The organism is Thaumasiovibrio clandestinus, assembly GCF_047250365.1.
Lineage (GTDB): Bacteria > Pseudomonadota > Gammaproteobacteria > Enterobacterales > Vibrionaceae > Thaumasiovibrio.
In genome coordinates, this window is record NZ_JBLBVL010000005.1 from 184790 (window position 1) to 210564 (window position 25775).

At 43.3% G+C, this 25775-nt stretch carries 25 protein-coding genes and 1 pseudogene; 9 read left to right on the forward strand and 17 right to left on the reverse strand.

What is annotated here, in order from left to right; genetic code table 11:
* Positions 1-194 precede the first annotated feature (194 nt).
* Genes ACKLNH_RS09730 through ACKLNH_RS09740 form a run of 3 tightly spaced genes read left to right on the forward strand, consistent with a single transcriptional unit; the run spans position 195 to position 2913 of the window.
* On the forward strand, positions 195-419 hold the full coding sequence (locus tag ACKLNH_RS09730; protein WP_413112058.1) for a FeoA family protein: 225 nt from the start codon (positions 195-197) through the stop codon (positions 417-419).
* Entirely contained in the window at positions 416-2683 is a 2268-nt protein-coding gene (gene feoB, locus ACKLNH_RS09735) for a Fe(2+) transporter permease subunit FeoB (RefSeq protein ID WP_413112059.1), read from the forward strand. The genes ACKLNH_RS09730 and feoB overlap by 4 nt, the downstream gene beginning before the upstream one ends.
* A complete protein-coding gene (locus ACKLNH_RS09740; RefSeq protein WP_413112060.1) occupies positions 2680-2913 on the forward strand; it encodes a FeoC-like transcriptional regulator in 234 nt (77 codons plus the stop codon). The genes feoB and ACKLNH_RS09740 overlap by 4 nt, the downstream gene beginning before the upstream one ends.
* A 225-nt stretch (positions 2914-3138) precedes the next feature.
* On the opposite strand, the gene ACKLNH_RS09745 is transcribed toward ACKLNH_RS09740, so the two are convergent.
* Positions 3139-3375 (reverse strand): hypothetical protein, encoded by a 237-nt coding sequence (locus ACKLNH_RS09745; protein WP_413112061.1) that lies wholly within the window; start codon positions 3373-3375, stop codon positions 3139-3141.
* Positions 3376-3503: 128 nt separating this feature from the next.
* Between ACKLNH_RS09745 and zrgA the strand changes: the two genes are divergently transcribed.
* Genes zrgA through ACKLNH_RS09765 form a run of 4 tightly spaced genes read left to right on the forward strand, consistent with a single transcriptional unit; the run spans position 3504 to position 6572 of the window.
* Complete coding sequence (gene zrgA / locus ACKLNH_RS09750) at positions 3504-4079, forward strand: zinc uptake protein ZrgA (RefSeq protein ID WP_413112062.1); 576 nt, start codon at positions 3504-3506, stop codon at positions 4077-4079.
* Positions 4080-4116: 37 nt separating this feature from the next.
* Positions 4117-4809, forward strand: coding sequence for an ATP-binding cassette domain-containing protein (locus ACKLNH_RS09755; protein WP_413112063.1), 693 nt, complete (start codon positions 4117-4119; stop codon positions 4807-4809).
* The gene (locus ACKLNH_RS09760; RefSeq protein ID WP_413112064.1) at positions 4809-6065 is read left to right on the forward strand and encodes an ABC transporter permease; all 1257 of its coding nucleotides are present in this window, start codon (positions 4809-4811) and stop codon (positions 6063-6065) included. The genes ACKLNH_RS09755 and ACKLNH_RS09760 overlap by 1 nt, the downstream gene beginning before the upstream one ends.
* Positions 6066-6077: 12 nt before the next feature.
* Positions 6078-6572 (forward strand): DUF3299 domain-containing protein, encoded by a 495-nt coding sequence (locus tag ACKLNH_RS09765; RefSeq protein ID WP_413112065.1) that lies wholly within the window; start codon positions 6078-6080, stop codon positions 6570-6572.
* Between the two features lie 80 nt (positions 6573-6652).
* Here the strand turns inward: ACKLNH_RS09765 and sodB are convergent, their stop codons facing one another.
* Positions 6653-7237: a superoxide dismutase [Fe] gene (gene sodB, locus ACKLNH_RS09770; RefSeq protein ID WP_413112142.1), complete on the reverse strand. Its 585-nt coding sequence runs from the start codon at positions 7235-7237 to the stop codon at positions 6653-6655.
* Positions 7238-7471: 234 nt separating this feature from the next.
* On the opposite strand from sodB, the gene grxD reads away from it, so the two are divergent.
* Positions 7472-7810 (forward strand): Grx4 family monothiol glutaredoxin, encoded by a 339-nt coding sequence (grxD, locus tag ACKLNH_RS09775; RefSeq protein WP_413112066.1) that lies wholly within the window; start codon positions 7472-7474, stop codon positions 7808-7810.
* A gap of 99 nt (positions 7811-7909) precedes the next feature.
* On the opposite strand, the gene ACKLNH_RS09780 is transcribed toward grxD, so the two are convergent.
* Both ACKLNH_RS09780 and rnt read right to left on the reverse strand, forming a co-directional pair.
* Positions 7910-9232 (reverse strand): Na+/H+ antiporter family protein, encoded by a 1323-nt coding sequence (locus ACKLNH_RS09780; RefSeq protein ID WP_413112067.1) that lies wholly within the window; start codon positions 9230-9232, stop codon positions 7910-7912.
* A 325-nt stretch (positions 9233-9557) separates the two neighbouring features.
* The gene (gene rnt / locus ACKLNH_RS09785) at positions 9558-10223 is read right to left on the reverse strand and encodes a ribonuclease T (protein WP_413112068.1); all 666 of its coding nucleotides are present in this window, start codon (positions 10221-10223) and stop codon (positions 9558-9560) included.
* A 168-nt stretch (positions 10224-10391) separates the two neighbouring features.
* On the opposite strand from rnt, the gene motY reads away from it, so the two are divergent.
* A complete protein-coding gene (motY, locus tag ACKLNH_RS09790) occupies positions 10392-11225 on the forward strand; it encodes a flagellar protein MotY (RefSeq protein WP_413112143.1) in 834 nt (277 codons plus the stop codon).
* Positions 11226-11306: 81 nt separating this feature from the next.
* On the opposite strand, the gene ACKLNH_RS09795 is transcribed toward motY, so the two are convergent.
* The 13 genes and pseudogenes from ACKLNH_RS09795 to ACKLNH_RS09855 all read right to left on the reverse strand — a co-directional run bounded on the left by ACKLNH_RS09795 (position 11307) and on the right by ACKLNH_RS09855 (position 25709).
* Positions 11307-12599 (reverse strand): L-lactate MFS transporter, encoded by a 1293-nt coding sequence (locus ACKLNH_RS09795; RefSeq protein WP_413112069.1) that lies wholly within the window; start codon positions 12597-12599, stop codon positions 11307-11309.
* Positions 12600-13142: 543 nt separating this feature from the next.
* A complete protein-coding gene (gloA, locus tag ACKLNH_RS09800; protein ID WP_413112070.1) occupies positions 13143-13559 on the reverse strand; it encodes a lactoylglutathione lyase in 417 nt (138 codons plus the stop codon).
* A gap of 649 nt (positions 13560-14208) precedes the next feature.
* The gene (locus ACKLNH_RS09805; RefSeq protein ID WP_413112071.1) at positions 14209-14976 is read right to left on the reverse strand and encodes a hypothetical protein; all 768 of its coding nucleotides are present in this window, start codon (positions 14974-14976) and stop codon (positions 14209-14211) included.
* A gap of 153 nt (positions 14977-15129) precedes the next feature.
* A pseudogene (locus ACKLNH_RS09810) lies at positions 15130-15213 on the reverse strand (recombinase family protein); the annotation flags it as partial.
* Between the two features lie 72 nt (positions 15214-15285).
* Positions 15286-15816 (reverse strand): GNAT family N-acetyltransferase, encoded by a 531-nt coding sequence (locus ACKLNH_RS09815; protein WP_275863182.1) that lies wholly within the window; start codon positions 15814-15816, stop codon positions 15286-15288.
* An 837-nt stretch (positions 15817-16653) separates the two neighbouring features.
* Entirely contained in the window at positions 16654-16857 is a 204-nt protein-coding gene (locus ACKLNH_RS09820; RefSeq protein ID WP_413112072.1) for an antitoxin Xre/MbcA/ParS toxin-binding domain-containing protein, read from the reverse strand.
* Between the two features lie 134 nt (positions 16858-16991).
* Positions 16992-17234 carry a hypothetical protein gene (locus ACKLNH_RS09825; RefSeq protein WP_413112073.1) on the reverse strand — a complete coding sequence of 81 codons (243 nt, stop codon included), beginning with the start codon at positions 17232-17234 and terminating at the stop codon, positions 16992-16994.
* Between the two features lie 96 nt (positions 17235-17330).
* Positions 17331-19514 (reverse strand): AAA family ATPase, encoded by a 2184-nt coding sequence (locus ACKLNH_RS09830; RefSeq protein ID WP_413112074.1) that lies wholly within the window; start codon positions 19512-19514, stop codon positions 17331-17333.
* A complete protein-coding gene (locus ACKLNH_RS09835; RefSeq protein ID WP_413112075.1) occupies positions 19511-19948 on the reverse strand; it encodes a VPA1267 family protein in 438 nt (145 codons plus the stop codon). Before ACKLNH_RS09835 ends, ACKLNH_RS09830 begins: the two co-directional genes overlap by 4 nt.
* Before the next feature lie 48 nt (positions 19949-19996).
* Entirely contained in the window at positions 19997-20416 is a 420-nt protein-coding gene (locus ACKLNH_RS09840) for a hypothetical protein (protein ID WP_413112076.1), read from the reverse strand.
* A 10-nt stretch (positions 20417-20426) separates the two neighbouring features.
* Complete coding sequence (locus ACKLNH_RS09845) at positions 20427-22748, reverse strand: hypothetical protein (protein ID WP_413112077.1); 2322 nt, start codon at positions 22746-22748, stop codon at positions 20427-20429.
* Positions 22745-24394 (reverse strand): hypothetical protein, encoded by a 1650-nt coding sequence (locus ACKLNH_RS09850; protein WP_413112078.1) that lies wholly within the window; start codon positions 24392-24394, stop codon positions 22745-22747. The genes ACKLNH_RS09845 and ACKLNH_RS09850 overlap by 4 nt, the downstream gene beginning before the upstream one ends.
* Positions 24384-25709 carry a tyrosine-type recombinase/integrase gene (locus ACKLNH_RS09855; RefSeq protein ID WP_413112079.1) on the reverse strand — a complete coding sequence of 442 codons (1326 nt, stop codon included), beginning with the start codon at positions 25707-25709 and terminating at the stop codon, positions 24384-24386. Before ACKLNH_RS09855 ends, ACKLNH_RS09850 begins: the two co-directional genes overlap by 11 nt.
* Positions 25710-25775: the final 66 nt, after the last annotated feature.

The window sequence follows — 25775 nt, forward strand, 5'->3', positions numbered from 1 at the left end:
TGTCTATTTTCTCTATCTGCGCCATCAAAGGCACCGACTATTTCATTAAACGCTCACCTAGACTTGACGGCACTGTGAATTTTTTGCGTGCTGAATGCTTCATATGTATACATTTTTGATTGAAAACAATACTTACTAGATTCATTTTGTGTTTTAATGCTTGTAATAAGAATGATTCGCATTAAGGCTATGGGATGAGACTGACTGAACTGAAAGATAATCAGGTGGCACATGTGGTGAATATGAGTCGTTTACCAGCGACAACACGCAAGAGATTAACAGTCATGGGCATGTTGCCGGGGACAGAAGTGATGGTTGTCCGTCGCGCCCCATTGGGTGACCCATTACAAGTTAGGGTTCGAGGTGTTGATTTGGCGATTCGTAAAGCATTGGCACAAGATGTCGAGGTGCAGGCATGACTTATCAAGTAATGACGGTTGGTAACCCTAATTGCGGAAAGACGACGTTATTTAACAGTTTAACAGGTGCTAAACAGCATGTTGGTAACTGGGCTGGTGTCACTGTCGAAAAGAAGGTTGGGCAATATGAGTGTAAAGGTGACACGTTTTTCCTTACCGATCTCCCCGGCATTTATCATCTTGATAGCAGCGATGCGAACAGCTTGGATGAAATGATTGCCTCCCGAGCGGTTATTGATGCAAATGCAGATATGATCATCAATGTAGTGGATGTCACGACCTTAGAGCGAAGCCTATATACCACAATTCAGCTGCGCGAATTAGGTTGTCCAATGATCGTCGTGCTGAATAAAATGGATAGCCTAAAGCGTGAACGTGCAGAGATTGACGAAAAACGTCTAGCTAAATCACTCGGCTGCCCAGTGCTCACGGTAACAGCCACCGATCTTGACGCAGTTGAGCAGTTTAAACTGGAACTACACAGGTTATTGCTCAAAGGCACTCATGTTGAACCGCTGCAGTTAAATTATCGCCAAGAAATTGAAGCGGCCATGGCTGAGATACAACAGTTGGTCGATTGGCCGGCCACCGCTGCACGCGCGTTCTCTATTCGAGCGATTGAAAATGACCAATTGGTTCTGAATGCGCTGCGTGTGGAGCAAAATGTTGCTATCACCCAGATAAAATCTCAGCATTTATCAGCGATTGATATTGATATTGAAATCGCAGATACCCGTTACAGTTACTTGCACGAACTTGTGCTGCAAGTGAGAAAAGAGAGTGGAAAATTGAGCCGCCGCAATACGGCGCGGCTTGATCAGTTGATGCTGCACCGTATTCTCGGTATCCCCATCTTTTTGTTGATGATGTACCTGATGTTTATGTTTGCAATTAACATCGGCAGTGCATTTATTGATTTCTTTGATATTGCTGTTGGCGCTATTCTTGTCGATGGTATTCATCATCTCCTTGATGGACGTTTGCCTGATTGGGTTGTTACTGTTCTCGCTGATGGCTTTGGGGCCGGTATTCAAACTGTCGCAACATTTATTCCCGTTATTGGCTGCTTGTATTTGGCATTATCAGTAATGGAGAGTTCAGGATACATCGCACGTGCGGCGTTTGTGCTTGATAAGTTAATGCAAAAGGTAGGATTACCCGGCAAAGCCTTTGTTCCTATGGTACTTGGTTTTGGTTGTACGGTGCCTGCGGTGATGGCAACGCGAACACTAGAGCAAGAGCGAGAACGTAAAATGGCGGCGGCGATGTCTCCCTTTATGTCTTGCGGTGCACGTCTACCGGTTTATGCATTGTTTGCTGCGGCCTTTTTCCCGCAAAGTGGTCAGAACTTAGTGTTTGCCCTCTACCTTGTTGGTATTGTTGCCGCCATTTTCACCGGACTTATCTTACGCCATACGCTTTATCCAGGGAGTAGCGATAGCTTTGTTATGGAGTTGCCTGACTACGAGATCCCAACCTTACGTAATGTTGGTTTGAAAACATGGCAGAAGTTAAAGCGCTTTGTTCTTGGTGCAGGTAAAACCATTGTTCTAGTTGTTGCAGCGCTTAGCTTTTTCAACTCGTTGGGTGTTGATGGTAGCTTCGGCAATGAAGACAGTGATAATTCGGTGCTTTCTCATGTCGCCCAAACGGTTACTCCAGCACTTAGCCCTTTAGGTGTTGAAGCCGACAATTGGCCAGCGACGGTGGGTATTATTACCGGTATTTTTGCCAAGGAAGCCGTGGTCGGAACACTAAATAGTCTTTATACGGCCGCTGACGAAAGTGATGATGAGGCGTTCGATCTAACAGCAAGTTTAACAGAGGCAGTGACTAGCATTGTTGAGAACCTACAAGCCTTGAGCTTTTCAGATCCGTTAGGGCTCGATGTCGGAGACTTGTCAGATTTAGACCTAGTGGCAGACGAGCAAGAAGTCGACACCTCTGTCTTCAATCGTTTGGCGCAGTACTTTAGCTCGGCGGGTGCGATTGCTTACTTACTGTTTATCCTACTCTACACGCCTTGTGCCGCTGCGATGGGAACATATGTAAAAGAGTTTGGGCGGCCATTTGCCCTGTTTGTTGGTGGCTGGACACTGCTACTCGCCTATAGTGTGAGCACATGGTTTTATCAAATCGCGACGTTTACGCAACACCCTGGTCAGAGTACGTTTTGGATTGGCTTGTTTGCAGTGATCAATAGCTTGCTATACGCTTACTTGAAGCAGTATGGGCGACGACAGTTGGTTGCGATCGAAGTATGATCTTAAGAGAGCTGCGCCAATACCTTGAACAGAATGGGCGCTGCGAGCGTAGTCATCTCGCGCATCGTTTCGCTTTGAGTCACGACGGTGTCGATACCATGTTGGAGGTTTGGCTCCGCAAAGGGATGGTTCGTCGTGATATTGTTGGCAGTGAACTGTGTCAAACCGCGACTCAAGTTTGGTATCGTTGGGTTGAAAAGAATGAGATTGGTCTGACTCAGTTACGTTGAAGTTTTGCCTGGCTATCGGCAACCTGATGAAGGTTGAGAATAACACTCAGTGTTTGTATTAAATTTAGCGCCCTCACCCGAGAGGGCGCTTTTTTACTGTGTCGCTTGATTTAAGGTATAATCCTTCTCTTGAATTCATCAAAAGTGATAAATGCTCGATTTTCATTTTTGTGCGGTTGATTGCACTGTAGTTATGCTTCCTGATGATTTTATTAACCATGAATGTTATCTTGTAACATTCTGCTCCTCAAATGACTGTACGGATGACAACTCGGCGAATATATTACTGTAGTCTGCTTTTAGCTGTCTTCTTGATGGAAGCCAGTATTTCTGCTGCACACGCATTTGAGCATACAAGCCATCATCACCAAAGTGAATGTCATCAGCATTTACCACCGATGGCGATGAGCCCTCCACCGGTAGCCATACCGATTTACTCGGCGGCCGTTGTTTGGTCTTCACCGATCTTTTGCTCCCATGAGCCAAAACGTACGGCGTTTCAATTTTGTTTTGCCCGAGGACCACCTCATGATTAGCGCTTCGTAAATAATTTATGTTGTTTGTTTTTATTAGTTTTTAGGACGTTAATTATGAAAAAATTGGTTGGATTTACCTTGTTACCTTTGTTGTCAATGGCTGTTGTCGCATCAGAGTATCGTGAGCATGGTGCTCATGTGCACGGTGAAGTGACATTGAACCTTGCGGTCGATGCTGAGCATATCTTTATGGAGATAACAGCGCCAGGTTCGGATGTGGTTGGATTTGAACACGCCCCAAAGAATGCGGCACAACGCCAAGCACTGGCATCGGCACTTGAAACATTACAAGCTGGGGAACGGCTGTTTAATTTTGAAACAGAATGCAGCTTGATCTCTGCACAAGTATCAGAAACACTAACAGACCATGACCATGACCATGACCATGACCATGACCATGACCATGACCATGACCATGACCATGACCATAGCCATGATACTGCTTCTGGCCATGGTGAATTCAATATTCACTACATGTTTGAGTGCGAAAATGCTCACCAAATAAAACAGATAGAGTTTGATTGGTTTAATGTGTTTAACAACACGACAAGCGTCCAAGTACAAGCGATTTCGGCAACAGGGCAATCAGCGGCGACGTTGACAGCAGCAGAATCGCGTTTTTCTTTTTAATTAAAAAGAGGCTGGAGCAATCCAGCCTTAATACATTATGAATGTCATTACATTAAATAATTTAACTTTTCGTTGGGCCGATCAAGACCAAGATCTGCTCGATATTCCGCACTTTTCCCTTGCTCAAGGAGAAAAGGCTTTTCTAAAAGGCCCCAGTGGCAGTGGTAAGTCAAGTTTGTTGAGTTTGTTAACCGGCATTTCTGAGCCGCAATCGGGTGAAGTGATTTTGCTTGATACGGCGATTACTGAGTTAAAACCAGCAGCAAGGGATCATTTTCGTGCAGATAATGTGGGTTACATTTTTCAAATGTTTAACTTACTGCCTTATCTTTCCGTTATTGATAATGTCTTGCTGCCGTGTCGCTTTTCCAAAGCGCGTCGCAATAATATTACGGTCAGCTTAGAGCAAGAAGCGAAACGATTATTGAAGGCCTTACACCTTCCAGATGAGGCCCTACATCGCCCAGTCTCTAAGTTGAGCATTGGGCAGCAACAGCGCGTTGCAGCAGCACGAGCGTTGATCGGTCGCCCACCGTTACTGATTGCCGATGAACCCACGTCTGCACTCGATCATGATAATCGAGAAGCGTTCATTGAACTGTTAATGAAAGAGTGTGATAACGCCGAAACCAGTTTACTGTTTGTAAGCCACGATCCTACGTTGGAAACCCTGTTTGATCGCAGCGTGGATTTGATGCAGTTGAATCAAGCTAAAAAGGAGGCGTGCTAATGGCCATTATTCGCCTTGCTTGGCAAAGCCTGACCAATCGAAAAGTCACCGCTATTTTAACTTTATTGACCGTTGCGGTGTCGGTAACCTTGTTATTGAGTGTTGAGCGCGTTCGTACTCAAACCAAAGACAGTTTTGCTAATACTATTTCCGGCACGGATTTAATCGTAGGCTCGCGTTCGGGTCAGGTTAACCTGCTATTGTATTCCGTTTTTCGCATTGGCAACGCCACCAATAATATTAGCTGGCAAAGTTATGAAGAGCTGAGCCAACACCCAAGTGTTGATTGGATCATTCCTATCTCCTTGGGCGACAGCCATCGTGGTTTCCGCGTTTTGGGTACTAACGAAAGCTATTTCGAGCATTATAAATATGGAAATAGCCAACCATTAACGTTCAACGCTGGTCAGCCATTTGAGACTCTTTTTGATGTTGTTGTTGGCGCTGAAGTGGCAAGGCAGCTAAATTACCAAGTCGGTGATGAAGTGGTGATTGCCCATGGCTTAAGTGATATGGCGTTTAGTCGTCATGACAACGCACCATTTAACATTGTTGGTATACTGAACCCGACGGGAACGCCAGTCGATCGCAGTGTGCACGTTTCTCTTGAAGCGATTGAAGCCATTCATGTTGGTTGGGAGAGCGGTGCTAATATGGGTTATGCTCCAGGCACCACAGACTTGCTACAGCGTGATTATCATCCAGAGCAGATCACCGCCGCGTATATCGGTTTGAAATCGCGAATTCAAACGTTTGCATTGCAACGTCAAATTAATACGTATAGAAGTGAGCCGCTCAGTGCTATTATGCCGGGCATCGCCTTACATGAATTGTGGGGAATGATGGCCATCGCGGAACAAGCTTTAGTGGTTGTTTCTGGTTTTGTTGTCGTTGCTGGCTTGTTGGGTATGCTAAGTAGCTTGCTAACCAGTTTGAATGAGCGTCGCCGTGAAATGGCTATTTTGCGAGCGATGGGCGCACGTCCTGGGCACATCTTCTTTTTACTGGTGAGTGAAGCAACGGTACTGACGTTTGCTGGCATTATTGCTGGCTTAGGTTGCCTGTATTCCATGTTGTTTGTACTTCAACCGATAGTACAGCAACACTTTGGTATTCATTTGTCCTTAGTTTTGCCAACAACTTATGAATGGTATTTGTTAGGGATGGTGCAATGTGCAGGAATAGTGGTTGGGCTGTTTCCAGCGTTTAGAGCTTATCGCCATTCGTTGGTCGATGGCATGACAATTCGCGTTTGATTAGGAGTATTTATGAAACGCTTGTTATTAATTGTATTTTTCTTATTGCCGTTTTCGACAGTGGCTGATGATGTTTTAACACTGGAATGGTTAGATCTTATTCCAGAAAATGAACGTGCAACTTACGGAGAAAGAATGGCGAGTGGGGCCATTGCTACGCATGATGAAAGTAGTTCATTGGCCGCACAACAATCGCTGGTGGGTTCGGTGCGTGAAGAGCTAAACGGTAGTCACGTCAGAATTCCTGGTTTTGTTATTCCTTTAGAAGGTGATAACAAAATGGTGACTGAGTTTTTATTGGTGCCATTTTTTGGCGCTTGTATCCATGTTCCGCCACCGCCGCCAAACCAAATTGTCTACGTAAAGTTTGAGCAAGGTGTACCAATCCAGCAACTGTGGGATGTGGTTTACGTGAATGGTACGTTAACCACCACGGCGGTTGATCATGATCTTGCTCAGGCTGGATATCTAATTGAAGGCATTCAGATTGAAGAGTATAGCTACTAATAGCTGTTGTTCGTGAAATGCAATAAAAACGCCAGCAGTGATGCTGGCGTTTTTTATGTGTACGTGATCACTAAGCAGGGTTATGCAGCAAAGTTATTTGCAGCGAAGTCCCAATTAGCAAGCGCCCAGAATGCGTTCATGTAGTCAGGGCGTAAATTACGGTAGTCGATGTAATATGCATGCTCCCACAGATCAACAGTGATGAGCGCTGTTACGCCTTCATCAGTGAGCGGTGTTGCTGCATTTGAGGTGTTAATTATCGCCAAAGTGCCATCTGCCTTCTTAACTAACCATGTCCATGAAGAACCAAAGTTATTAATGGCAGAGTCTGTGAACTTCGCTTTGAACTCTTCAAAAGAACCAAAGGATGCAATGATGGCTTCTGCTAATGCACCCGTTGGCTCACCGCCACCATTTGGCGACAAACTGTGCCAGTAAAAGGTGTGGTTCCAAATTTGTGCTGCATTGTTAAAGATGCCACCAGACGATGCTTTCACAATCTCTTCTAGGCTCTTACCTTCGAATTCCGTTCCGGGAATGAGGCCGTTAAGCTTAACTACGTAGGTATTGTGATGCTTTCCATAGTGATATTCGAGGGTTTCTGCAGAGATATGTGGCTCAAGTGCTGACTTCTCATATGGCAGTGCTGGTAGTTCGAATCCCATGTTGTTGCTCTCCATGTTTTTTGGGGTTGTCCCCATAATATTTTCCTGACAAATGGCATATTCCATTTGTGCTTTTTAGCTGACCTGCCTAGTTTAGCAAGTTTTTACTTTATTTAAACCATTGGCTGTTAAAATTTTGCTAAAAAGACCATAATTTAATTAGGCGTTTTTTTTCTTCCCATGTGCAAGTAGAATAATGCTTTAGTTTAAAATAATGATGTCTTAGAGGAAGCTATGGAAACCATCGATAAAATTAAGCAGCAAATTGCTGAAAATGAAATCCTTCTTTATATGAAAGGTTCACCAAAGCTACCAAGTTGTGGTTTTTCATCGCAAGCAGCACAGGCTTTAATGGCGTGTGGGGAAAAGTTTGCTTACGTTGATATCTTGCAAAATCAGGATATTCGCGCTGAGTTGCCAGCGTATGCGCAGTGGCCGACGTTCCCACAACTTTGGATTCAAGGTGAGTTGATAGGTGGTTGTGACATCATTTTAGAGATGTTCCAAAAGGGAGAGCTTCAACCATTGATCAAAGAGGCGGCAGCACACCGTGATGCAAAAGCAGGTGAGTAGCGCTTGCTAGTGATAAAATAAGCCACAATATTGAAGCGACCCCCAATCGTTGGATAACCAACAATTGGGGGTCTTTTTTATCGCGAATATCAGCAATGACTAGAGGATCATTGCAGCAATCCAGCCAAATGCAATTAGAGGCAGGTTGTAGTGGATAAATGTTGGAACAACGGTTTCCCAGATATGCTCATGTTGACCATCAGCATTCAGACCAGATGTTGGACCAAGAGTTGAATCAGAGGCCGGGGAGCCTGCATCACCCAATGCTGCTGCTGTGCCGACTAACGCAATGGTGGCCATTGGCGAGAAGCCAAAGGCCAGAGCGAGGGGAACATAAATTGCGGCAATAACAGGAATGGTCGAGAAAGACGAACCAATCCCCATCGTCACCAGTAGGCCAACAATCAACATAAGGAAGGCTGCGAGCCCTTTGTTATCACCGATTGTGGTTGATAAGGTTTCCACCAAAGACTCCACACCGCCAGTTGCTTTCATTACCGTAGCAAAACCAGCCGCTGTGATCATAATGAAACCAATCATTGCCATCATATGTAAACCGCGGGTGAAGACATCTTGTGTATCGCCCCACTTGATAACCCCACCGAGAATAAAGACGATGAAGCCCATCAGCCCACCAATGATCATCGATCCCGAAACGAGCTGTCCGCCAAGGGCCAAAATGATCGCAACAACAGCCACGGCAACATGTTTTATGTTGATGGCTTTGTGCTCAGGTTCAATGGCCATGATCTTCTCTTCTGAATACTCGCGTGGTTTGCGGTAACTAAAAAAGATCGCAGCGAGTAGGCCGACAACCATACCAAGTGCAGGCAGTGCCATTGCCATCGGTACTTGAGATGCGGTAACAACCAAGCCGTTATCATTTAGGTTTTTTAGCAAGATATTGTTAAGGAAAATACCGCCAAAACCGACCGGTAGGATCATGTATGGGGTCACCAAACCAAACGTAAGAACACACGCAATCAAACGGCGATCTAGTTTAAGTTTGGCAAACACATGCAATAGAGGTGGAATAACAATAGGGATAAAAGCAATGTGCACAGGGATGGCATTTTGAGATGAGATGGTGATCAGAACCAAGGCAATGAGCAAGGCATATTTAATACCAGATGCTGCTGTCGCATTTTCTTTTCCGCTCACTTTTTTTATCACAAACTGTGCCAATACATCAGTAATACCTGAGCGAGAGATAGCAACGGCAAAGGTACCCAACATGGCGTAACTTAGTGCAGTTGTTGCTCCGCCGCCTAAGCCACTCTCAAATGCACTGATCGTTTCGGGTAGTGATAGCCCTCCCACGAGGCCGCCTAAAATGGCACTAAATGTTAGCGCGATAACGACATTGACTCGCAAAAGCGCGAGCAGCAACATGACGCACACCGATATTACAACAGGATTCACGGTACAAAACTCCTTTTTAATCTTTCTTAATAGATGCTGTGTTATTTTTATCGTACGTTTACAACCATAACATTACTGGTTGTTTCCTCTAACGTCGTTTGAACAGTGTGCGGATATTTTTAGCAATGTCGAGTAATAATTATCGTATTATGCACATATGCCGAATTTTTACCCAGAATGAAAAGAGGATGCAATGAATTCGTTTGCTAGCAGTAAGGTGAGAGGAGCCGGGGAGAGGGGTGACTTGGTCTTTTGTCCATATACTTGTTTATACTAAGCCCCACATTCAAGGGGCTTAACACGACGCCATACGATACCTTCCAAATTATTTGGGGTCGTTTTGTGATTCAGCATCATCTACAATTGGCCAGCCACCGAGCGCTTTCCATTTATTGACGATTTGACAAAATAGCGTCGCAGTACGTTCAGTGTCATAGAGTGCGGAGTGGGCTTCTGCATTGTCAAAATCCATTCCAGCGGTTCGGCATGCTTTTGCTAATACCGTTTGCCCAAACGCGAGCCCACTGAGTGCGGCAGTGTCAAATGTCGCGAAAGGATGGAAAGGGTTGCGTTTTAGACTTGACCGTTGACTGGCAGCAAAAACAAATTTGTGATCAAAGGTCGCATTATGTGCCACCATAATCGCACGCTGACAATCATGTTTTTTCTGCTCTTTACGGACCTGCTTGAATATCTCTTTGAGCGCTTTCTCTTCGCTAATAGCACCTCGCAGCGGGCTGAAAGGGTCACGAATGCCGATAAAATCTAACGCTTCTTGTTCAAGGTTTGCCCCTTCAAATGGGGTGACGTGGAAATGCATGGTGGTCGCTGGTTTAATTAAACCGTCGTCATCCATAGTTAAGGTAATCGCACAGATTTCCAGTAGAGCATCTGTTTTAGCGTTGAAACCAGCGGTTTCAACATCAATAACAACAGGCAGGTAGCCGCGAAAGCGATTTTTCAGTAAATTGTGAGCAGGGATATCCGTCATACCTTTCCAATCAACGTATATTAAAAGCGCGGTATTATGGCAGATTCACAGCCTAGACGCACGGATATCGCTAAAGAAAGCCCATCGGGGGCCGATATAAAGTCAACATAGTAATAAAGAGACATTATGAAGCGTCTAGTATTGGCAATAGCCATCTCCCACGCACTTATGGGACCAACAGCGTATGCGGCTAGACAGTATGTCGCAACGCCGACTCAGTCACAATGGCAGGTTGTTGTAGATACGCCATTAGAATGCCGTATGTCACACTCAATTCCTGGTTATGGTGACGCTCAGTTCAGTGCGCGTGCTAGCAAAATGATTAACCTTGATTTTGAATTGATGATGCATCGACCGATGGGAGAGACGCGAGATGTCTCTTTGGTCTCTATGCCGCCACGTTGGATGCCTGGTGAGTATGCCGAGCAAATAACACAGCTGCGCTTTTTTAAGCAGTTTGATGGCTATGTTGGTGGACAAACGGCATGGGCGTTGCTCGCTGAACTAGAGGCAGGTCGTTATCCTACTTTTAGCTACCATGACTGGCAGCAGCGCGACAAACGCATAGAGGTAGGATTATCTGCCGTTGCATTTCAGGTGCCGTATAAAGGATTTAGCGCCTGTATTCATCGCCTATTACCTTATAGCTTTGAAGACATCTCTTTTACAGTGTTAAATTTCGATCAAGGCAGTGAAGAGTTAAGTAAACCATCACAACAGCGGCTAACGCAGATTGCTGAGTTTGTGCGTTATAGTGATGATATCGATCTGGTGCTGATGGCAACATATTCTGACTCCGCGCAAGGAACCGTAGCAGCACAGGAAATGTCAGAAAGGCGAGCACAACGCTTAGAGGCATTTTTCTTATCACTGGGCTTACCGGCAGATCGCATTCAAGTGGAATCTTATGGCCAGCGCCGTCCTATTGATGACAATGCAACTCCGATTGGGCAAAGCAAGAACAGACGTGTGGTGATCTCTTTAGGCAGAGCCATGTTATAGAGCCGGATATCATGTTATTGCTTCAGATATAAAAAAACGCTCCTATTACGGGAGCGTTCTTATTTGACGGCAATACCTATCTTAAGCTGAAGCCGCTTTGTGTCCCATTGGCGTATTCGGAGCATGGCTGATAGCGCGGTGTGCTTTCATAACATAGATCTTCATTGCCGTTGAGATAACGAGCGCAATCGATAGCATGCCAACAAAGATATACATCGTCATGGTGTAGCTACCCGTTAACTCACGAACAAACGCCGCCAGTGAAGAACCAGTTAGGCCTGCAAGTGCCCATGCGGTTAGCACGTAACCGTGAATAGCACCTAATTGCTTCGTACCAAACAGGTCGCCAATGTATGCTGGTAATGTAGAGAAACCACCGCCATAACATGTCATGATAAGGAACACGACGAGTTGGAATGCCACTGCATGCGTTAGCGATGGGAGCAGTGAGAATGCTGCAATTTGGATAACAAAAAAGGCCAAGAAGGTGTTAGGGCGAGTTAAGTAGTCTGATGCTGATGACCAGAATAGACGACCAAGACCGTTGAGTAACCCCATAATGCCAACCATGGTTGCAGCCTTCATTGGGCTTAAACCAGCAATTTCTTGTGCCATTGGCGATGCCGCTGAAATGATAGCGATACCACACGTGATATTTATAAATATCATCAGCCATAGGCCCCAGAATTGCGGTGTTTTTACTGCATCATTGGCATTTTGCTGACTTAGGTCACTCGACACTTTGGTTGTAGTTTTAGTGCTGCTTTCCTCTATCATCGATGCTGGTTTCCAGCCTTCAGGTGGACGCTCAAGATAAGATGCTGCACTAACCATCAAAGTGAAGTAGATACCACCCATGATGTAGAAAGTCGTAGAGATACCGACATTGCTGATCAAGGCCTGAATTAGCGGACTTGCGATCATAGAAGCAAACCCAAAGCCCATGATAGCTAAGCCAGTCGCTAATCCGCGACGGTCAGGGAACCACTTAATTAATGTAGATACAGGGGTAACATAACCCATGCCTAGGCCAATACCACCAAGAACACCGTAGCTAAAATAGAGTAGGTATAGGCTTTCCATAGCGGTTGCGATACCCGCTCCGGCAACACCTGCACCAAAAAAGGTGGCTGCGATGAATCCTGTAAAACGAGGGCCTTTACTTTCAACGACGTGTCCCATCACTGCCGCAGAGGCACCAAGGAAAAAGATCGCGATACCAAAGGTGAAAGAGATTTGTTGCATATCCCAGCCAAATGCATCGTGGAGTGGGTTAGAAAATACACTCCACGCATACACTGAGCCAATTGAAATATGAATACCAACGGCCGCGAGTGCGATTAACCAGCGGTTTTTGATTTTTTTATCAGTCATGATTTTAGCCATAAGTAAAATTAACGCGCTAACGTTACCTCACTCGAAATGCGATGGAAATAACCGATTTCGTTATTAATAAAACTGATAACTACGACGAAATGCTTGCTTACATCGAGAAACATTTGCTTACATATGTGTAAGCAAAGTATTTTTGCTTTTTTTGATGCCCGTAAATTCCATCTTGTTGATACTAATGGCCTTTTAGTGCTTATGGTTAAGGAGTGGATCGTTTTGTTGCTGAAATTAATAGAAATACTTAGTAACTTAAAGGGCATTGCAGTAAACATACTTTCCATTTTTGAAAGAGGATGATCACAATTTGACGATTATAAAATTTGATAGTGTGGGCTGGCTGTGTTCAATATTTCTTATGTAAATGTTTATTGCAGCACAAAATGTACGTCACTGCTGAATAGTTATAGTAAAGTAATTCACTCGAGTGATTTTTAACAAAAACAAGATGGGCAAAAAAAACCACCGCATAAAAGCGGTGGCGATATACGTACATCTATGCCATGAACCAATTTTTATTCGAGGGGGCTATTCCCCCAAGCCTTTACTGGCTTGCTCGTTCTGGATCAGCTCAATTTTATAGCCATCGGGATCGGTAACAAAGGCGATATGGGTCGAGCCACCTAAGACAGGGCCAGGCGCTCTTGTTACATCGCCGCCAGCCGCTGATATGGCATCACAAGTGGCATAAATATCATCAACACCGATAGCAATATGACCAAACGCATTTCCCATGTCATAGGTGTCAGTGCCCCAATTGTAGGTCAACTCGATAACGGCCCCTTTTGATTCATCACCATAGCCAACAAAAGCTAAGGTGTATTTATATTCACTGTTCTCACTTTTACGCAGCAGATCCATGCCCATGATTTGGGTATAAAACTGAATGGCGCGATCGAGATCGCCAACCCGGATCATTGTGTGCAAAATACGGCCATTAGCCATGTTAGTGCTCCTATTGATTTTTAATATTAAGTTTCAGGATATTGCTTCTCTTTGTACGCCCGTTATATGAACTAAAAATCATCTTTACTCGGTGGGTGAGTGAGTGATTATCTAGTAAGTATAAGGGTGTTTGGTGATATCAATGATCAAAAAAGCATTACAAACACCCTTGATTTTGTAAAGGCGATAATTTTATAAGGTTTAACTAGATAAAATCATACGCAATATCCTTTACAAAAACAGTAACAAATAAATCAAATAAATTGTAGCTGACTTTACCCAAAGTCTTGGCAAGGCGATGGCCTCACTGCGTGAACCATCACCCTGCTAAAAGGGTATCTAGGGGAATGATGGTAAAGTAAAATAATAAAGCCACTCCTGACGCTCGCACGGCTCGCTAGTCGCTAGGCGTTTATGATTTTTCTTGACCATCGGTATCACTCACCAAAGAGCTCACCAAAGAGCTTTCGTAACTCGTTTTTGGACAAAACCTTGTCAGTTACATTACTAAATTAGGATGTAACTGATTAGATGAAGTATGGGAAAGTAACGCTAACTTAACCGTACGGGAACAGTTGGCTAAAATTTGAAATGGAGCGAAACTTAGCCAACTATTTTTTATCCTTTTGAGCGACTTGCTATGTGTTGTCTAAGGGCAAATAGTGCTCCAACGTTGGGCGCTTTGCAAGACACCAGTTGCACGAACACAATCTGCAAACTCGTTACTACACAATCTTGCCCAAGGTTCAACAGTATCTGAATGATGAAAGAGTGAGCATGTGTAACTTATTTGACCACCTTGCAAGCTTGAATTTGCAAAAGAAGCAATGCATTCTGAGTCCGCTTGACAAAGATTAAAACAACTTTTCCCAGTGTCACCTAGCTCATCCTCTAAAGGTATAGTTCTGGTGTTAGCAATGAAACCACCCTCTAAGATCCAGTAGAATTCGCCATATCTTGGCTCAACACTCAACAGGCCATTATTCGGCTCCAAGTTGCAACTAACCGCATTTTGTCCATCTCCAACGTCAAACGTAGATCCAATTTCTGTCAGTGTACCAATTGGGTTAGTATGACTAGCGGAAGGACAACCAGTGGGGTATTCACCTAAATTCGCAAGAGCTTCGCAAATATGCTGGTGATTGAAATCAGCATCGGGATTTTGAGTCACCTGTGTTTGAAAAGTGCAATCTTTAACATCCCAGACACCATCAGCATTAATGTCTTCTTCTGGATCATTGATTCTGTTGGAATTAGAATCCCAACAATTAATTCCATCAAGACCATCGAGACCAACAGTACCAGACTTACCATCATCTCCCTCAAGCGGACAACCAGTAAGCAGTATGGGAGTTAGTAAAAAAAGCAATGCTTGTTTAAAAATTCTATTATTGAGTATTGAGTATTGAGTATTCATAAGCTTATCTCCAATCCGTAAGATTAAAACTATCCATCACTGTACTTATAAGCCATAACCCCTTTCACTATCAATGAGATATTTCATGAATTGATAGGTAAGTATAATTTCTATGTTATTTATAGCGTACCTGTAGTGGATTAGGGGTATGAAGCCCAATGAACGTTCAATTGCTAACTTCTTCGCCACCCGTATTGCTGTACGATCCGAAACATTGGTGAGTTTGGCGGTATCACTTCCTGATTTAGTTCCATCGAATTACGCAACAAAGCCCAAATGTGAGTTCAGCATACGTTGGCAAGTAGCTATTTAGTTGCGATTTTTCCACTCAGACTTAAGCACGCCATACTTTACAGAATCGTAGTATTTCCCTTGATAATATCGAACCTTGCGTAACACAGCTTCTTGTTTAAAACCAATTTTTGAGGCGAGTGCCATCATTCTTGGGTTACCAGACCATGTTGTCATACCCACACGCTCAATAAAATGATTCTCAAATAAATAATCAACCCAAAGAGAGATCGCTTCGGAAGCTATTCCGTTGCCCCAATATTCTGAATCATAGATAACAACACCCGCCTCAAGCCAACGAGTTCTTTCACACTCCCAGTAACTGTTTACCGTCCCTACGGGTACATTATCAAATGTTACAACTTGTAGGCTAGCCCCCTCTAGAAGTCTTTGAAACACGCCTGTTTCGAAAACTTCTATCGTTGGATGAGTGTATGGAAAATATGGTCCATTGAACTTAGTCCACTCGTCATTTGATGTGATCAATAAATACAAGACTTGTAGTTCATTGGCTCTAGCGGGACGAATTTGGACTCTACTTTCTTGCACAATTACTCCTTGTTATTGTTGTTGACCAGCTTTATAGGCCTGATTATCTGATTTATGTTGCTACCTTCTGTTATGAAACTCAATAGATATCATTCCTTGTGTGAATAACTGAGCGTTTCGAGTTAGAGTCACGGCACATTACCGTACAAATACCAAAAGTACTTATTAGATTTATTTAGTCTAGTGCCGCCTTAGCGAGATAGTACACCCTTTGGGTCTAAGAAGGTTTGGGGCATAGATGAGTTAACTCGACTCAAAGTGACTGGCTAAATCACCAATGCTTGTAGTGTGGTATGCTGTGAGCAGTGGTTAAAAGGTAAAGGCATAGCTGTGAAGTCAACGAAGCAAATTACAAAAGCTCGAAATGCAAAATTTGAAAGCAATTAAAGCTGCTTACCTGAAGGCTATTGCTGAAGGGAGCATAAAGACCTATCGAATTACGCGAATCCGTTAACGAGTTCAAGACCATGTTGCTTTGTTGTTGAATTTAGCGGTAAACTAGACGCTATCAATGACAGCGGGACTTTTTCAGTACATTGATGTCTACTCTGAAGAGTCGCAGGCCGCGCCGCGATAACCAAAGACCTCCGCATATTCAATAGCCCTGTTCTCTTCCGCTCATAGAGTATCGACCACAGATAGCGCGTAATAGAGCCACTAGCAGTGGCTCTTGTCGTTTCTGGAAGCCAGAATGGCGGGTAACCTGAACTCAGCAGTGTAACTCTTAGCCGAATGTTCGTGCGAAGTAGATAAGGGCAAAAGTGCGTTGGTTCATTTGTGCAGCAGCTTGTTACACAATTGGGGACTAGAGTTACAGAGCTTTTACAACAAAGTGCACTAAAATACGCCATGCTCTAAACGACCGATCAGATCGAGTACAACCTCAGTGTCTTCTGTTGTCGAAAGCATATCAATTGGTCGTTTGTTACCAAGTCCTCGAACTGGGGTCTGAAGCCAGCGATGAGCGGCATTTTCGCTTCCAAACAGTGCAAGCGCTGCCTGAAATACTTTGTCAAAATTCTTTTTGGTTTCTTTATTCATCTTAAACTCCGCCTAAATTTATGTGATAGGTGTCATACACCATACCTAAATTAGGCAAAATAGGGCAAATATGAATAGACGAACGGATAGGTAGTAATGCTCTAAACAAAAAAATGGGGCAAAAGTAAGCTGATTCACTCCCAAGGAGCTTTTTGTTGTAATAGGTTTTTCATACCCTCTATAGCTGCAAGATCTGACTCTGAGTTTAAAGCAGTAACGAATTTTTCGTATTCGGCATCGCTTAGCGATATTGATTCAGCCTGATTTAGCATTTCAGTCCACTCTTCAATGTTAACTTCACTAAGATCGTCAGCGTGTGCCTTATATGCAGTAAGGCTATCTAGTAGCTCATCTTCAGTAAATCTTTTCTTGCTCATCGTATACAACCTAACAGGAGATTTAGATTAGTATCAGTATAGCAAAATCAGCTAGACCGCCGTTGGAACTAATGTACTGAAACAAACTTCGGGGCATTAACGAGTTTGAGATTGCCAACTCAACAGTTCTTTCAGGTAGCTATTCCGCTTATGAGAGTGACTAGGTGCCTCGGTGATCTGCCTCATGTCATCACTACTTCCAACGATATGAATTTCGCTTTCTGCTCTTGTAATTGCCGTATAGAGCCATGCTCTATCGACTATTCTGCCTTTTTGCAGAGCGATGATGATACGTGGAAACTGTGACCCTTGAGCTTTATGTAGGGTGATTGCGTAACCCAACTCCATGCAATCGAGAACAGATTGTGTAATCTCGACCTTTTCACCTGTATCTAGTGTCACTTCACCGTAACTATCACCAGAAGGTTTGACGTTGGTTAGTGTGCCAAGTGAGCCGTTCTGAATGCCTTTGTCATAATGGTTCTGCGTGAATAACACTTCATCATTCATGCGAAGTAGCAAAAAGAACTTATCACCATTGATTTCGAACTCAAGGCTAGTGCTATCTGGGTTAACGGCTTGTTGGGTGAGTTTATTGATTTCTGATACGAGTGCCTTGGTTGGAGCCATGACGCGACTGTTTTCAGGACACTGTTGGTAAAGCTCACAGCAGACTTTTGCAATGTCTGTTTTACTGGTTTCGTGAAAGTGTATTGCACCCGTATTTAATCGATCAGGCACCACTCCTTGATTGATGAGCTTTGAGTATTCGGGGATACCCGTTGAACCTTCCTGCCTCTTTACGATATCTAACTTCGTATTAGCCACCGTTTTTGCTTCAACGATGTCTGCCAACACCTTGCCGCAGCCGATGGGTGGAAGTTGGTCGGGGTCGCCAGTGAATATCAATCGTAAAGAGGGGTGAATGTGATTCACAAGACGATACATGGTTGGCAAGTCAATCATGCTTGCCTCATCAATCACCAGTAGGTGATTTGTTTTCTCGACACTAGGTTCTATGGGGTCTTCACGCAGCAATTTGGTAATGGTTGAGGTAACAAAACCGATGGACTCATGAAGTCTCATTGCAGCACGACCGCTGAGCGCAACGGCGTGTATTTCAAATCCAAGTTGATGGTAAGCCCTGAGAGCCGTTCTGAGTACCGTTGTCTTGCCTGTTCCTGCACCGCCCGTAATGCAGCATACCGAGTTATCGAGGCAAGTTGTTACCGCCTCACTCTGTTTAGGCGTTAAATCATAAGGCAAATCCGCAACCGCAGCGCAATATGCAGCATTAGCCATTTCATCGAATAAGTTATTTCGCTGAACCAGTGCATTAAGCCTTTTAGCAACGACATTTTCCATCAGCAGTTGTGCGGTTGGGTGATAAGCCCCCGTATCAGGATTTAAAATGTACTGAGCTTTATCATGACCTGATTGGAACGCCTGAGTGACCAGTGTTTTGTCTTTCAATAGTTTGTTGAGGTAAGGGCGCACATTGGCATGAGTGGTATAGGTGTGACCTTTTTCAATCTCCTTGCGAATCGCCATTTCCAGAGCAGCACTGAGCCTTCTTGGATCATCCTTCGCAACATCGCTCTTAAAATCCGTTACCTTGATAATATCTTCAATGGCACTGAACGAAAGACCAAAACCCATCAAAGCATAAGGATTATCCTTAATTACCTCTATGGAGGCTTCACCGTGATGCTTGAGCAGCCGTTGCTGCACACTGGCGGGGATGCTGTACTCGCTCATCCAGTTGCAATGTGCCAGATTTTTATATTTGGCGTACCCCTTAAAGAGCGCTTCCACTGAATCTTTACTCAAAATCGATGTCAGACGCTTTCTGGACTCTGGGGTGTCATTTCTTAGTGTGGCATGGCAGTCCTTACCCAAGAGCTGCCAGAGCGCCCTAGCTTTGCTTTCGCCAATACCCTTGAAGTCATTTTCTCTAGCGATAAAGCGTATCAGTTGCTCACCTGTTTCGGGTAAAGTGCATTCAATATGCTTGGGTGATTCATAAGTGTGCTGCTGCATTACATAATCACCCATCTCCATATTTTCTATCTGGCGAGCGCCTTTGACTGACCAATGCTGACCCAGCGTTGGAAGCACAGGGATGCTATCGGGGTCGGCTTTGATGGTGACGTAATACTTCCCACTATTGGTTTTGTAAGAGTCTTTCGCCAGCGGTACACCGCTGAATATCACCATCTTGGTCGAGCGATAAGGGATACTGGTCACACGCATTTGGTCTTCATGCAAAGCGGTATTCATCGTGGCATCAACCCCATTTCGGATAAGGTTTCAGACAGCTCACCAAAGCGCTCAAGTCGCTTTTCAAGCGCATCAACCTTGGCTTTCAATTCAATATTCTCAGCTTCTAATAACGACACCCGCTTTGAATCGAGAGCCTTTCGGTTTGCTGTGTTGTCGTAAGCTTGAGGTTTGCCCTCATTCTTCTTGGCAGCGTCGGTCAATGGTGGCAGGACACCTTTACCGCGCAGCTCATCTTCTAAGGTTTTGAGTGCGTCTTTGAGAGCAGGGTTTTGGTTAAGGGCAGATTTACCACAGCCGATCCCTTTCGCGACTTCGATGCGATTGAGCTGGCCTCGGTAGATAATTTGTTTAAAATCATCATCGCTTTGTGTTGCTACCCAAACCTTAAACGCTTCAAGATTGTGCTGCGCTTTCTGCTGACCACTTGCCATTTTAAGCCCTCAATTAGATTAAAAATACAAAGAGTTGCGTTTAGTTCTTTATTTACTTTCCTCGATACTCCGCATCGCCCTTTGAAAAATAGTCATTACATTTGGATCGCTTTGACCGATATTGGCGATTTTTTGAATAAACGCTTGTAGATAACCGATTTCATCTTTGGCCACTTTTAATTCCGCTTCTAGCTGAATGATTTTTTCTGCTAAATCAATATCTTTTTGTAGATAGGTAAGTCGCTCAGTATTGTCAGCGGAAACAGTTTGCCCTTTGAGTGAGCGTTTTCTATCTTTGTATTCATTTTTTATATTGAGATATTTATCAAGTGTTTGCCGCGTCGTAGTGATCGCAAGGCTAGAATCAATTTTCGTGACTAATAAATCCCAAGTCAGCTTTCCTTCCCAACTTCTAATTAACGCTTGAATGGAGATTTGTTGATCAGTGTCTAATGATTTAGTTGCCATGTGTATTTCCCTATACTGATCCCAAAAAGCCTAAAAAGTTATCTTTAGCGGAGTCGTTATTTGTTTGGGTTGTTGCAGCAAGAGCCGCTTGAAGAGATTCTTTCGCATCTGGTAGCGATAGCTTACGTTCTGTTACTGTCTTGGTTTCTAAATCTGTAATTCGCATGACATTTGAACGAGTCAAAAAACGAACAATAGCCCCTTCATTGATGGAGTCGTCTGATAGCACTTCAATAAGACTCTTGAGCATACAAGTATTTTGGTAGTGGGTTTCATACCATTGCTGCATTCCTTCACTGGTTGCAAAGTTAATGGCCTCCTGAACTTGCTTTAGGTTGTGTTTCTGGATTGTTAAATCCTTATTTAGCAGCTCAATCGCATCTTTATCATGCGCAATATGGCATGAGGATGAACAGAGTGTGCATTGTGTTTCAAATTCCGTCATGTAAGTGCAAGGGGTTAACGTTAAATCTTGGGTGCAAAAGCCGACCTCACTGACAAAAGTTGGGCTTAAGTTATCGGTGGCATCATCGTATTGAGCTTTACTCTGTAGGCGTTTGCCAACCTTATCTTGTACTTCTTCCTCGGTTTCTTTTTCATATAAAATATCACTGATCACTGAGGCATTTTGGGCATCAGCAGTATGAATATAGGTGAGTGTTTGCTCTGGGTTTTTACGGCCAGACAATATCGTTATGAGTAAGTGGGGCAACCCCTTATTGGCTAGGTAGTTATTTTGCCAATGCCTGAATTGGTGAGGGGTGATTGCGAAACCTGTTGAGAAACTATGCCGCTCAAAGATGGTAGCGTAACTGTTTTTACGTTTTTTGATGTTTCTACCAAAAAGAAGACCTAAAGATTCGATGGGAACTAACAGGAAGTGAGAGGCTTGCTGAGTGTTTAATTGTTTTTCTGTATAGGTAAATAAAGCCTGCTCATAATCGACACGCTTGGTCTTAGCGTTATTGTATCCTGACATAGCTTTTTGATTAATTGTAATGTAATGGTTTTGAAATTCTGCAACCGTCATTTCTGTTTGACCATTGAAATATTTACTCAATTGGCTTTTTATTTTGACAGTAGCGCCAACAAGTAGGGATGGATAAGGACATTGGCTTTTAATTTCTAGTTTATCGAGTGGTAACAGCTTGGTGATGTGTTTGATAAATACAGGGGAATCTTTACGTTTTGTCGCATCAATCGCACCCTTGGTATCGCACGTAACACGGGCATAGCCGTCGCTGTCATCATAAAAGCCCAATAAAAAACCAAGCTGGATCAGGTTGGTCGGTTTACTGTCGTTGGGTTTGAGTGCATCTAGGTTTTTGGCACTTGGCTTAAACTCACCTAACACCTTTTTTAAACTTAGGTTTGGGTTTTGATAAAACCTTGCTAATACTCTCGCTGGCTCAGTTACAAGAGCGGTATAGTGTAATGCTCGGTCTAGGCTTTCGGTCATTTCAGCATTGATATGATTCTGATAGTCTTTATATCCTTTGGACCCACGCCAATTAAGGTAGTAGACAGTATTAATGTCGTTATCGACCATTTCATTATGGGCTTTCACTCGTTGCTTGGTTAGTAACACTTGCTCTGCTGCCGCTCGATTGGGGGACGACATCGCAAGTGCTGACATGGTGCAAACATAACTATCGAGTTGACTCGTTGTTGGATGGATGAGAGCAGCCCAAGAATTAGTGTTCTCTTTATTCTTGATGTCTTGATAAGGCGGGATTGCATCATAAAAGATCGCCCCGAGTGCCAATAACGCCTTTTCATCAGGCAGTTTACTATTTTCAGCCTCGATAGCGTCATCACCGCTTTTGGCTCTTATTGAGTTTACCGCCTTGGTTAAGTTCGGAGTCATACTCGCTGGAAGCATCTTATGGGCATTTAGCCACTCAAAAAATGCAGAAAGATTCTGGATATACTTCATTTCATCGATGGTGTTTTGAATCTCATCCAGACTGGAAGAAGCGATATTTTCATTAAGAGCAATAAGAAATTTTCTTGCCGCAGTGACTTTATCTCTCTTATTATTGTTAGAAATATTTTCTTTCAGCACATCAAGAGCAAAGGCAAAGAGTAGATGGTGCGTATGTTCATCGAGCCTGTCTTTATCGGAAAAAGTTGAGTTAATTTTGGCGTGGGGTTGATTATCGTTATTAAAAAGGAAGTTAATATGGATGCCTTTGTTGCTGGTAAAGGTAACAGCAATGTCCTCCCACGTTGCTTGCTGACCTGATGGCACGGTAAAACCAAGTAACGGCTGTTTTTTCTTTTCAGCGATATAAGCGTGTTGATTAGTTATGTAACGGTTGAGCGTGTTCATTTTTCATCTCCAAGCTTAGTCGTATTTCTCTCTTCACAAATGGCTATGGTCGCCTTGATGTAAAGAATGATTTTCTTGAGGCGTTTCACTGTCGCAGGGTGTGCTGATTGACTATTTATCACCAGTTTTCTTTCCGCTTTATCAAGATATTGTTGATGGTTTGCCGTTTCTAGAGGTCTAAAGTTGTCGCAGGGATAACAGGCCATAGGCGCACCGCCTTTTGACTGACAACTGGAGCAGTTAGCAGGATTGAGTTTATGGCCAATTTCTTCATCAAACCTGCTTTTTACTTTGAAATCATCGTGCGCTTGTAACTCTTTTACCGACAGGCTATCAAATCGCTTGATGATATGGTTCCCAGCATACGCCTCATCAATTTTTATTCGCTCTGAGGTTTTCAAATCAAGATAGGGAGCAATCGCATGAATGGTGACACCTGTTATAGCAGCAAGGTGGGCAGGGCTTAACCCATATTTTGCACCTTGGGTGAGAATGGTGTGTCGCCAGCGATTGTTACCAAGTTGCAAAGAATCGTTTGGACATCTATCGCTGTTTGGCTTGAGTTTGTTTCCGAATAAATAACGTATATTGTTTCCAAGGGCGTCCGAGGTCATATGATAGGCTTTTGAGGTATCGCTATTGGAGATAAACAGTTCTGCTTTAGATTCAAAACTAGAGCTAAATAAGCTTTGGTCAGGCAATACAGGTAGGCGTCTCATGAGTTCTTTGGTTTCATCTTCATCTAATGTAATGTGTTGTATAGACAGCGAATGTAAAAGGTAGTGTTCATAAACCTGATAGTAACGCAAAAGCAGTCGAGAAAAGTCTGACTCTAGGCGGTGTGAGCGTGATTCCGCATCACCTCGAAATTGTCCATCCTTGCCTTTAAAGGTGCGAACGTGCAATTGCTCCACATCTGAGAACAAGTGTTGAGTAACGGGTTTCCAGTTAAGGTTCGGTTCTTTATGAGATAAAAAGGTTTCCCCTACAGGTAAAACATCACACCATTTAAGTTGCACAAGTTGGGTTGGTCGTCTTATCAGGGCGAGAAGTAACTGACTGGCTATGACATTCCGTAGTGCGGTAAACTTTTTTTGCGATAGTATTTCAACCTCTAATACTTGCTGTGTTTCAATTCTTAAGCTTTCAAGAATATTGTCGTGCTCAACTTCACTGTAAGCACCAGTTTTTGGATCAAGAATGCCTTTCATTACACCTTGGCGCTTTAAATTTTCATCTTTAACTGTGTCATATAACGGTTGGAGAGTATGACAGGTATAACCATTTCTTGGGTGGCATAGTGCGTATAAGCCATCTCTGACATTTTTCTTATAAGTGGTATCTAGTGTGAGCCACCACGCCTGGAAATCGTAAATGTCGAGATATTTTAAAATGGATTTGAGGGTGCTAACGTTGCCGTATAGAGTTTGTGAAGTGTAATGCTTTGCGGCATGTGCTATTGCTAATCTTAAGTCCAGATAAGTATTAGTATTTAGTTCATTCATCCAATTTAGATATAAATAGGATTTATAACCAAGCTCCCACGTATCTGAAAGTACATCAAAAGAGTAACCATCTTCTCTTGCATTGAATATGCGCTGCCCATCGTACTCCTTTTTTAATGTTGCGATATGGCTATGACTCATGACCACCTCCTAACCTCGGAACAGCTTTAGATTGGGTTCTAGCGGAAATATCAGCCACAGTGACCGCCAGTTGATATTCGTTATAGACGGATGCCATTTTCGAGTCTTCAACCCAGCCCATTGCATATTTGCGTAAATCTTCAATTTTTTCAGGCGTTAACCCATGCTCTCTCGCCTTATCTTCAAAAACTTCATTCCATTTATGACGAAGCTTGTGAGGGTGGAGCTTGATACCTAATGCCTCACCAAATTTATCTACGATTTTGTGAATGGATTTATACGTGAGCGGTTGCCCTGATGTTGTCCCTTTTTCTGAGATGAACACAAAGTCATGTTCACGGGTGGTTGTATTTTCTGCTCGCACAGTTTGTATGTAGAGCTTGATAAGCTTCATTAACTCTGAGGAAATAGAAACCGATAGCGCTTTGGTTTTATTTGATGGGCGTTCTAACCTTGGATCAGTCGGATCATTGGGAGTTCTGGTCAATAGGAAGCGAGGGTTATCCCAATCGTCAATCAAGTCACTGACTTTTAGCTTTAAAACCGCACCAACACGAACTCCTGTGTTAATTAGGATTTGCATGATGAGTTGGTTTCTTAATTTGCTGGATTTAAATGGGTTCGCAGGTGAACTCTCTTTGATGATTTCAAGCAAATAAAAGAACTTATCTGAAGGTATTACCGACTCAAATGCATCTTTAACGATGGTGTTATTTTTACGTGTGCCGCCAATAAACGTGTTGATGTATAACTTAAACTTATTGAATTGGTCGTCCACTCTGGCTTGAGTATTAGTTGGCTCTTGATCATAGTGGTGGCAAACGAACAAGTATTCGATATAAGCCCTCAGTCGAATTAAGCGCTGACGTAATGTGTGTGCGGAAACTTGTGGTTGGCTATGTGAAGTCGCATGGATGGCATCTCTTATGCGCTTGTCAGAAATTGCTACGATATTACTTTCATCAATAGCGCCTTCATTAGCATAAAGCTTGCACGATCTAACAAAATCATCGACCTCTTGCCTTGAAAGAAATTCACCAGAGCTGACACGCTCAACAAGATCGATACCTTGCTCGATAAAATAACAGTATAAAAATTTCAGCTCATAGGCGTATTTTTTTAGTGTATGAAAAGCTGGAGTTTGAGCGCTTGCTTTATTCTTTCTTGCCGAAAGTGGGGAGTTATGGTTTCCGTTAAGATAAGCATTAAGGTACAAGCAAGCGGGAAATACACCAGATCTTACAATGAGGGGAAAGCTGTACCCATCGGCATCTTTATAAATTTTTACTGCAACATTTTCACTTAATTCATTCATTACAAAATCACAAGTTGGTTACAGATTAATCTAACATAGTTACACTTGGTGATTTTGTAAAGTAAA

What these genes read in the sequence shown, in the direction of transcription:
- ACKLNH_RS09730 (WP_413112058.1), top strand. Translation starts at nt 195, where the DNA reads ATGAGACTGACTGAACTGAAAGATAATCAGGTGGCACATGTGGTGAAT.
- feoB (WP_413112059.1), top strand. Translation starts at nt 416, where the DNA reads ATGACTTATCAAGTAATGACGGTTGGTAACCCTAATTGCGGAAAGACG.
- ACKLNH_RS09740 (WP_413112060.1), top strand. Translation starts at nt 2,680, where the DNA reads ATGATCTTAAGAGAGCTGCGCCAATACCTTGAACAGAATGGGCGCTGC.
- zrgA (WP_413112062.1), top strand. Translation starts at nt 3,504, where the DNA reads ATGAAAAAATTGGTTGGATTTACCTTGTTACCTTTGTTGTCAATGGCT.
- ACKLNH_RS09755 (WP_413112063.1), top strand. Translation starts at nt 4,117, where the DNA reads ATGAATGTCATTACATTAAATAATTTAACTTTTCGTTGGGCCGATCAA.
- ACKLNH_RS09760 (WP_413112064.1), top strand. Translation starts at nt 4,809, where the DNA reads ATGGCCATTATTCGCCTTGCTTGGCAAAGCCTGACCAATCGAAAAGTC.
- ACKLNH_RS09765 (WP_413112065.1), top strand. Translation starts at nt 6,078, where the DNA reads ATGAAACGCTTGTTATTAATTGTATTTTTCTTATTGCCGTTTTCGACA.
- sodB (WP_413112142.1), bottom strand. Translation starts at nt 7,237, where the DNA reads ATGGGATTCGAACTACCAGCACTGCCATATGAGAAGTCAGCACTTGAG.
- grxD (WP_413112066.1), top strand. Translation starts at nt 7,472, where the DNA reads ATGGAAACCATCGATAAAATTAAGCAGCAAATTGCTGAAAATGAAATC.
- rnt (WP_413112068.1), bottom strand. Translation starts at nt 10,223, where the DNA reads ATGACGGATATCCCTGCTCACAATTTACTGAAAAATCGCTTTCGCGGC.
- motY (WP_413112143.1), top strand. Translation starts at nt 10,392, where the DNA reads ATGGGACCAACAGCGTATGCGGCTAGACAGTATGTCGCAACGCCGACT.
- ACKLNH_RS09795 (WP_413112069.1), bottom strand. Translation starts at nt 12,599, where the DNA reads ATGACTGATAAAAAAATCAAAAACCGCTGGTTAATCGCACTCGCGGCC.
- gloA (WP_413112070.1), bottom strand. Translation starts at nt 13,559, where the DNA reads ATGGCTAATGGCCGTATTTTGCACACAATGATCCGGGTTGGCGATCTC.
- ACKLNH_RS09805 (WP_413112071.1), bottom strand. Translation starts at nt 14,976, where the DNA reads ATGAATACTCAATACTCAATACTCAATAATAGAATTTTTAAACAAGCA.
- ACKLNH_RS09820 (WP_413112072.1), bottom strand. Translation starts at nt 16,857, where the DNA reads ATGAATAAAGAAACCAAAAAGAATTTTGACAAAGTATTTCAGGCAGCG.
- ACKLNH_RS09825 (WP_413112073.1), bottom strand. Translation starts at nt 17,234, where the DNA reads ATGAGCAAGAAAAGATTTACTGAAGATGAGCTACTAGATAGCCTTACT.
- ACKLNH_RS09830 (WP_413112074.1), bottom strand. Translation starts at nt 19,514, where the DNA reads ATGAATACCGCTTTGCATGAAGACCAAATGCGTGTGACCAGTATCCCT.
- ACKLNH_RS09835 (WP_413112075.1), bottom strand. Translation starts at nt 19,948, where the DNA reads ATGGCAAGTGGTCAGCAGAAAGCGCAGCACAATCTTGAAGCGTTTAAG.
- ACKLNH_RS09840 (WP_413112076.1), bottom strand. Translation starts at nt 20,416, where the DNA reads ATGGCAACTAAATCATTAGACACTGATCAACAAATCTCCATTCAAGCG.
- ACKLNH_RS09845 (WP_413112077.1), bottom strand. Translation starts at nt 22,748, where the DNA reads ATGAACACGCTCAACCGTTACATAACTAATCAACACGCTTATATCGCT.
- ACKLNH_RS09850 (WP_413112078.1), bottom strand. Translation starts at nt 24,394, where the DNA reads ATGAGTCATAGCCATATCGCAACATTAAAAAAGGAGTACGATGGGCAG.
- ACKLNH_RS09855 (WP_413112079.1), bottom strand. Translation starts at nt 25,709, where the DNA reads ATGAATGAATTAAGTGAAAATGTTGCAGTAAAAATTTATAAAGATGCC.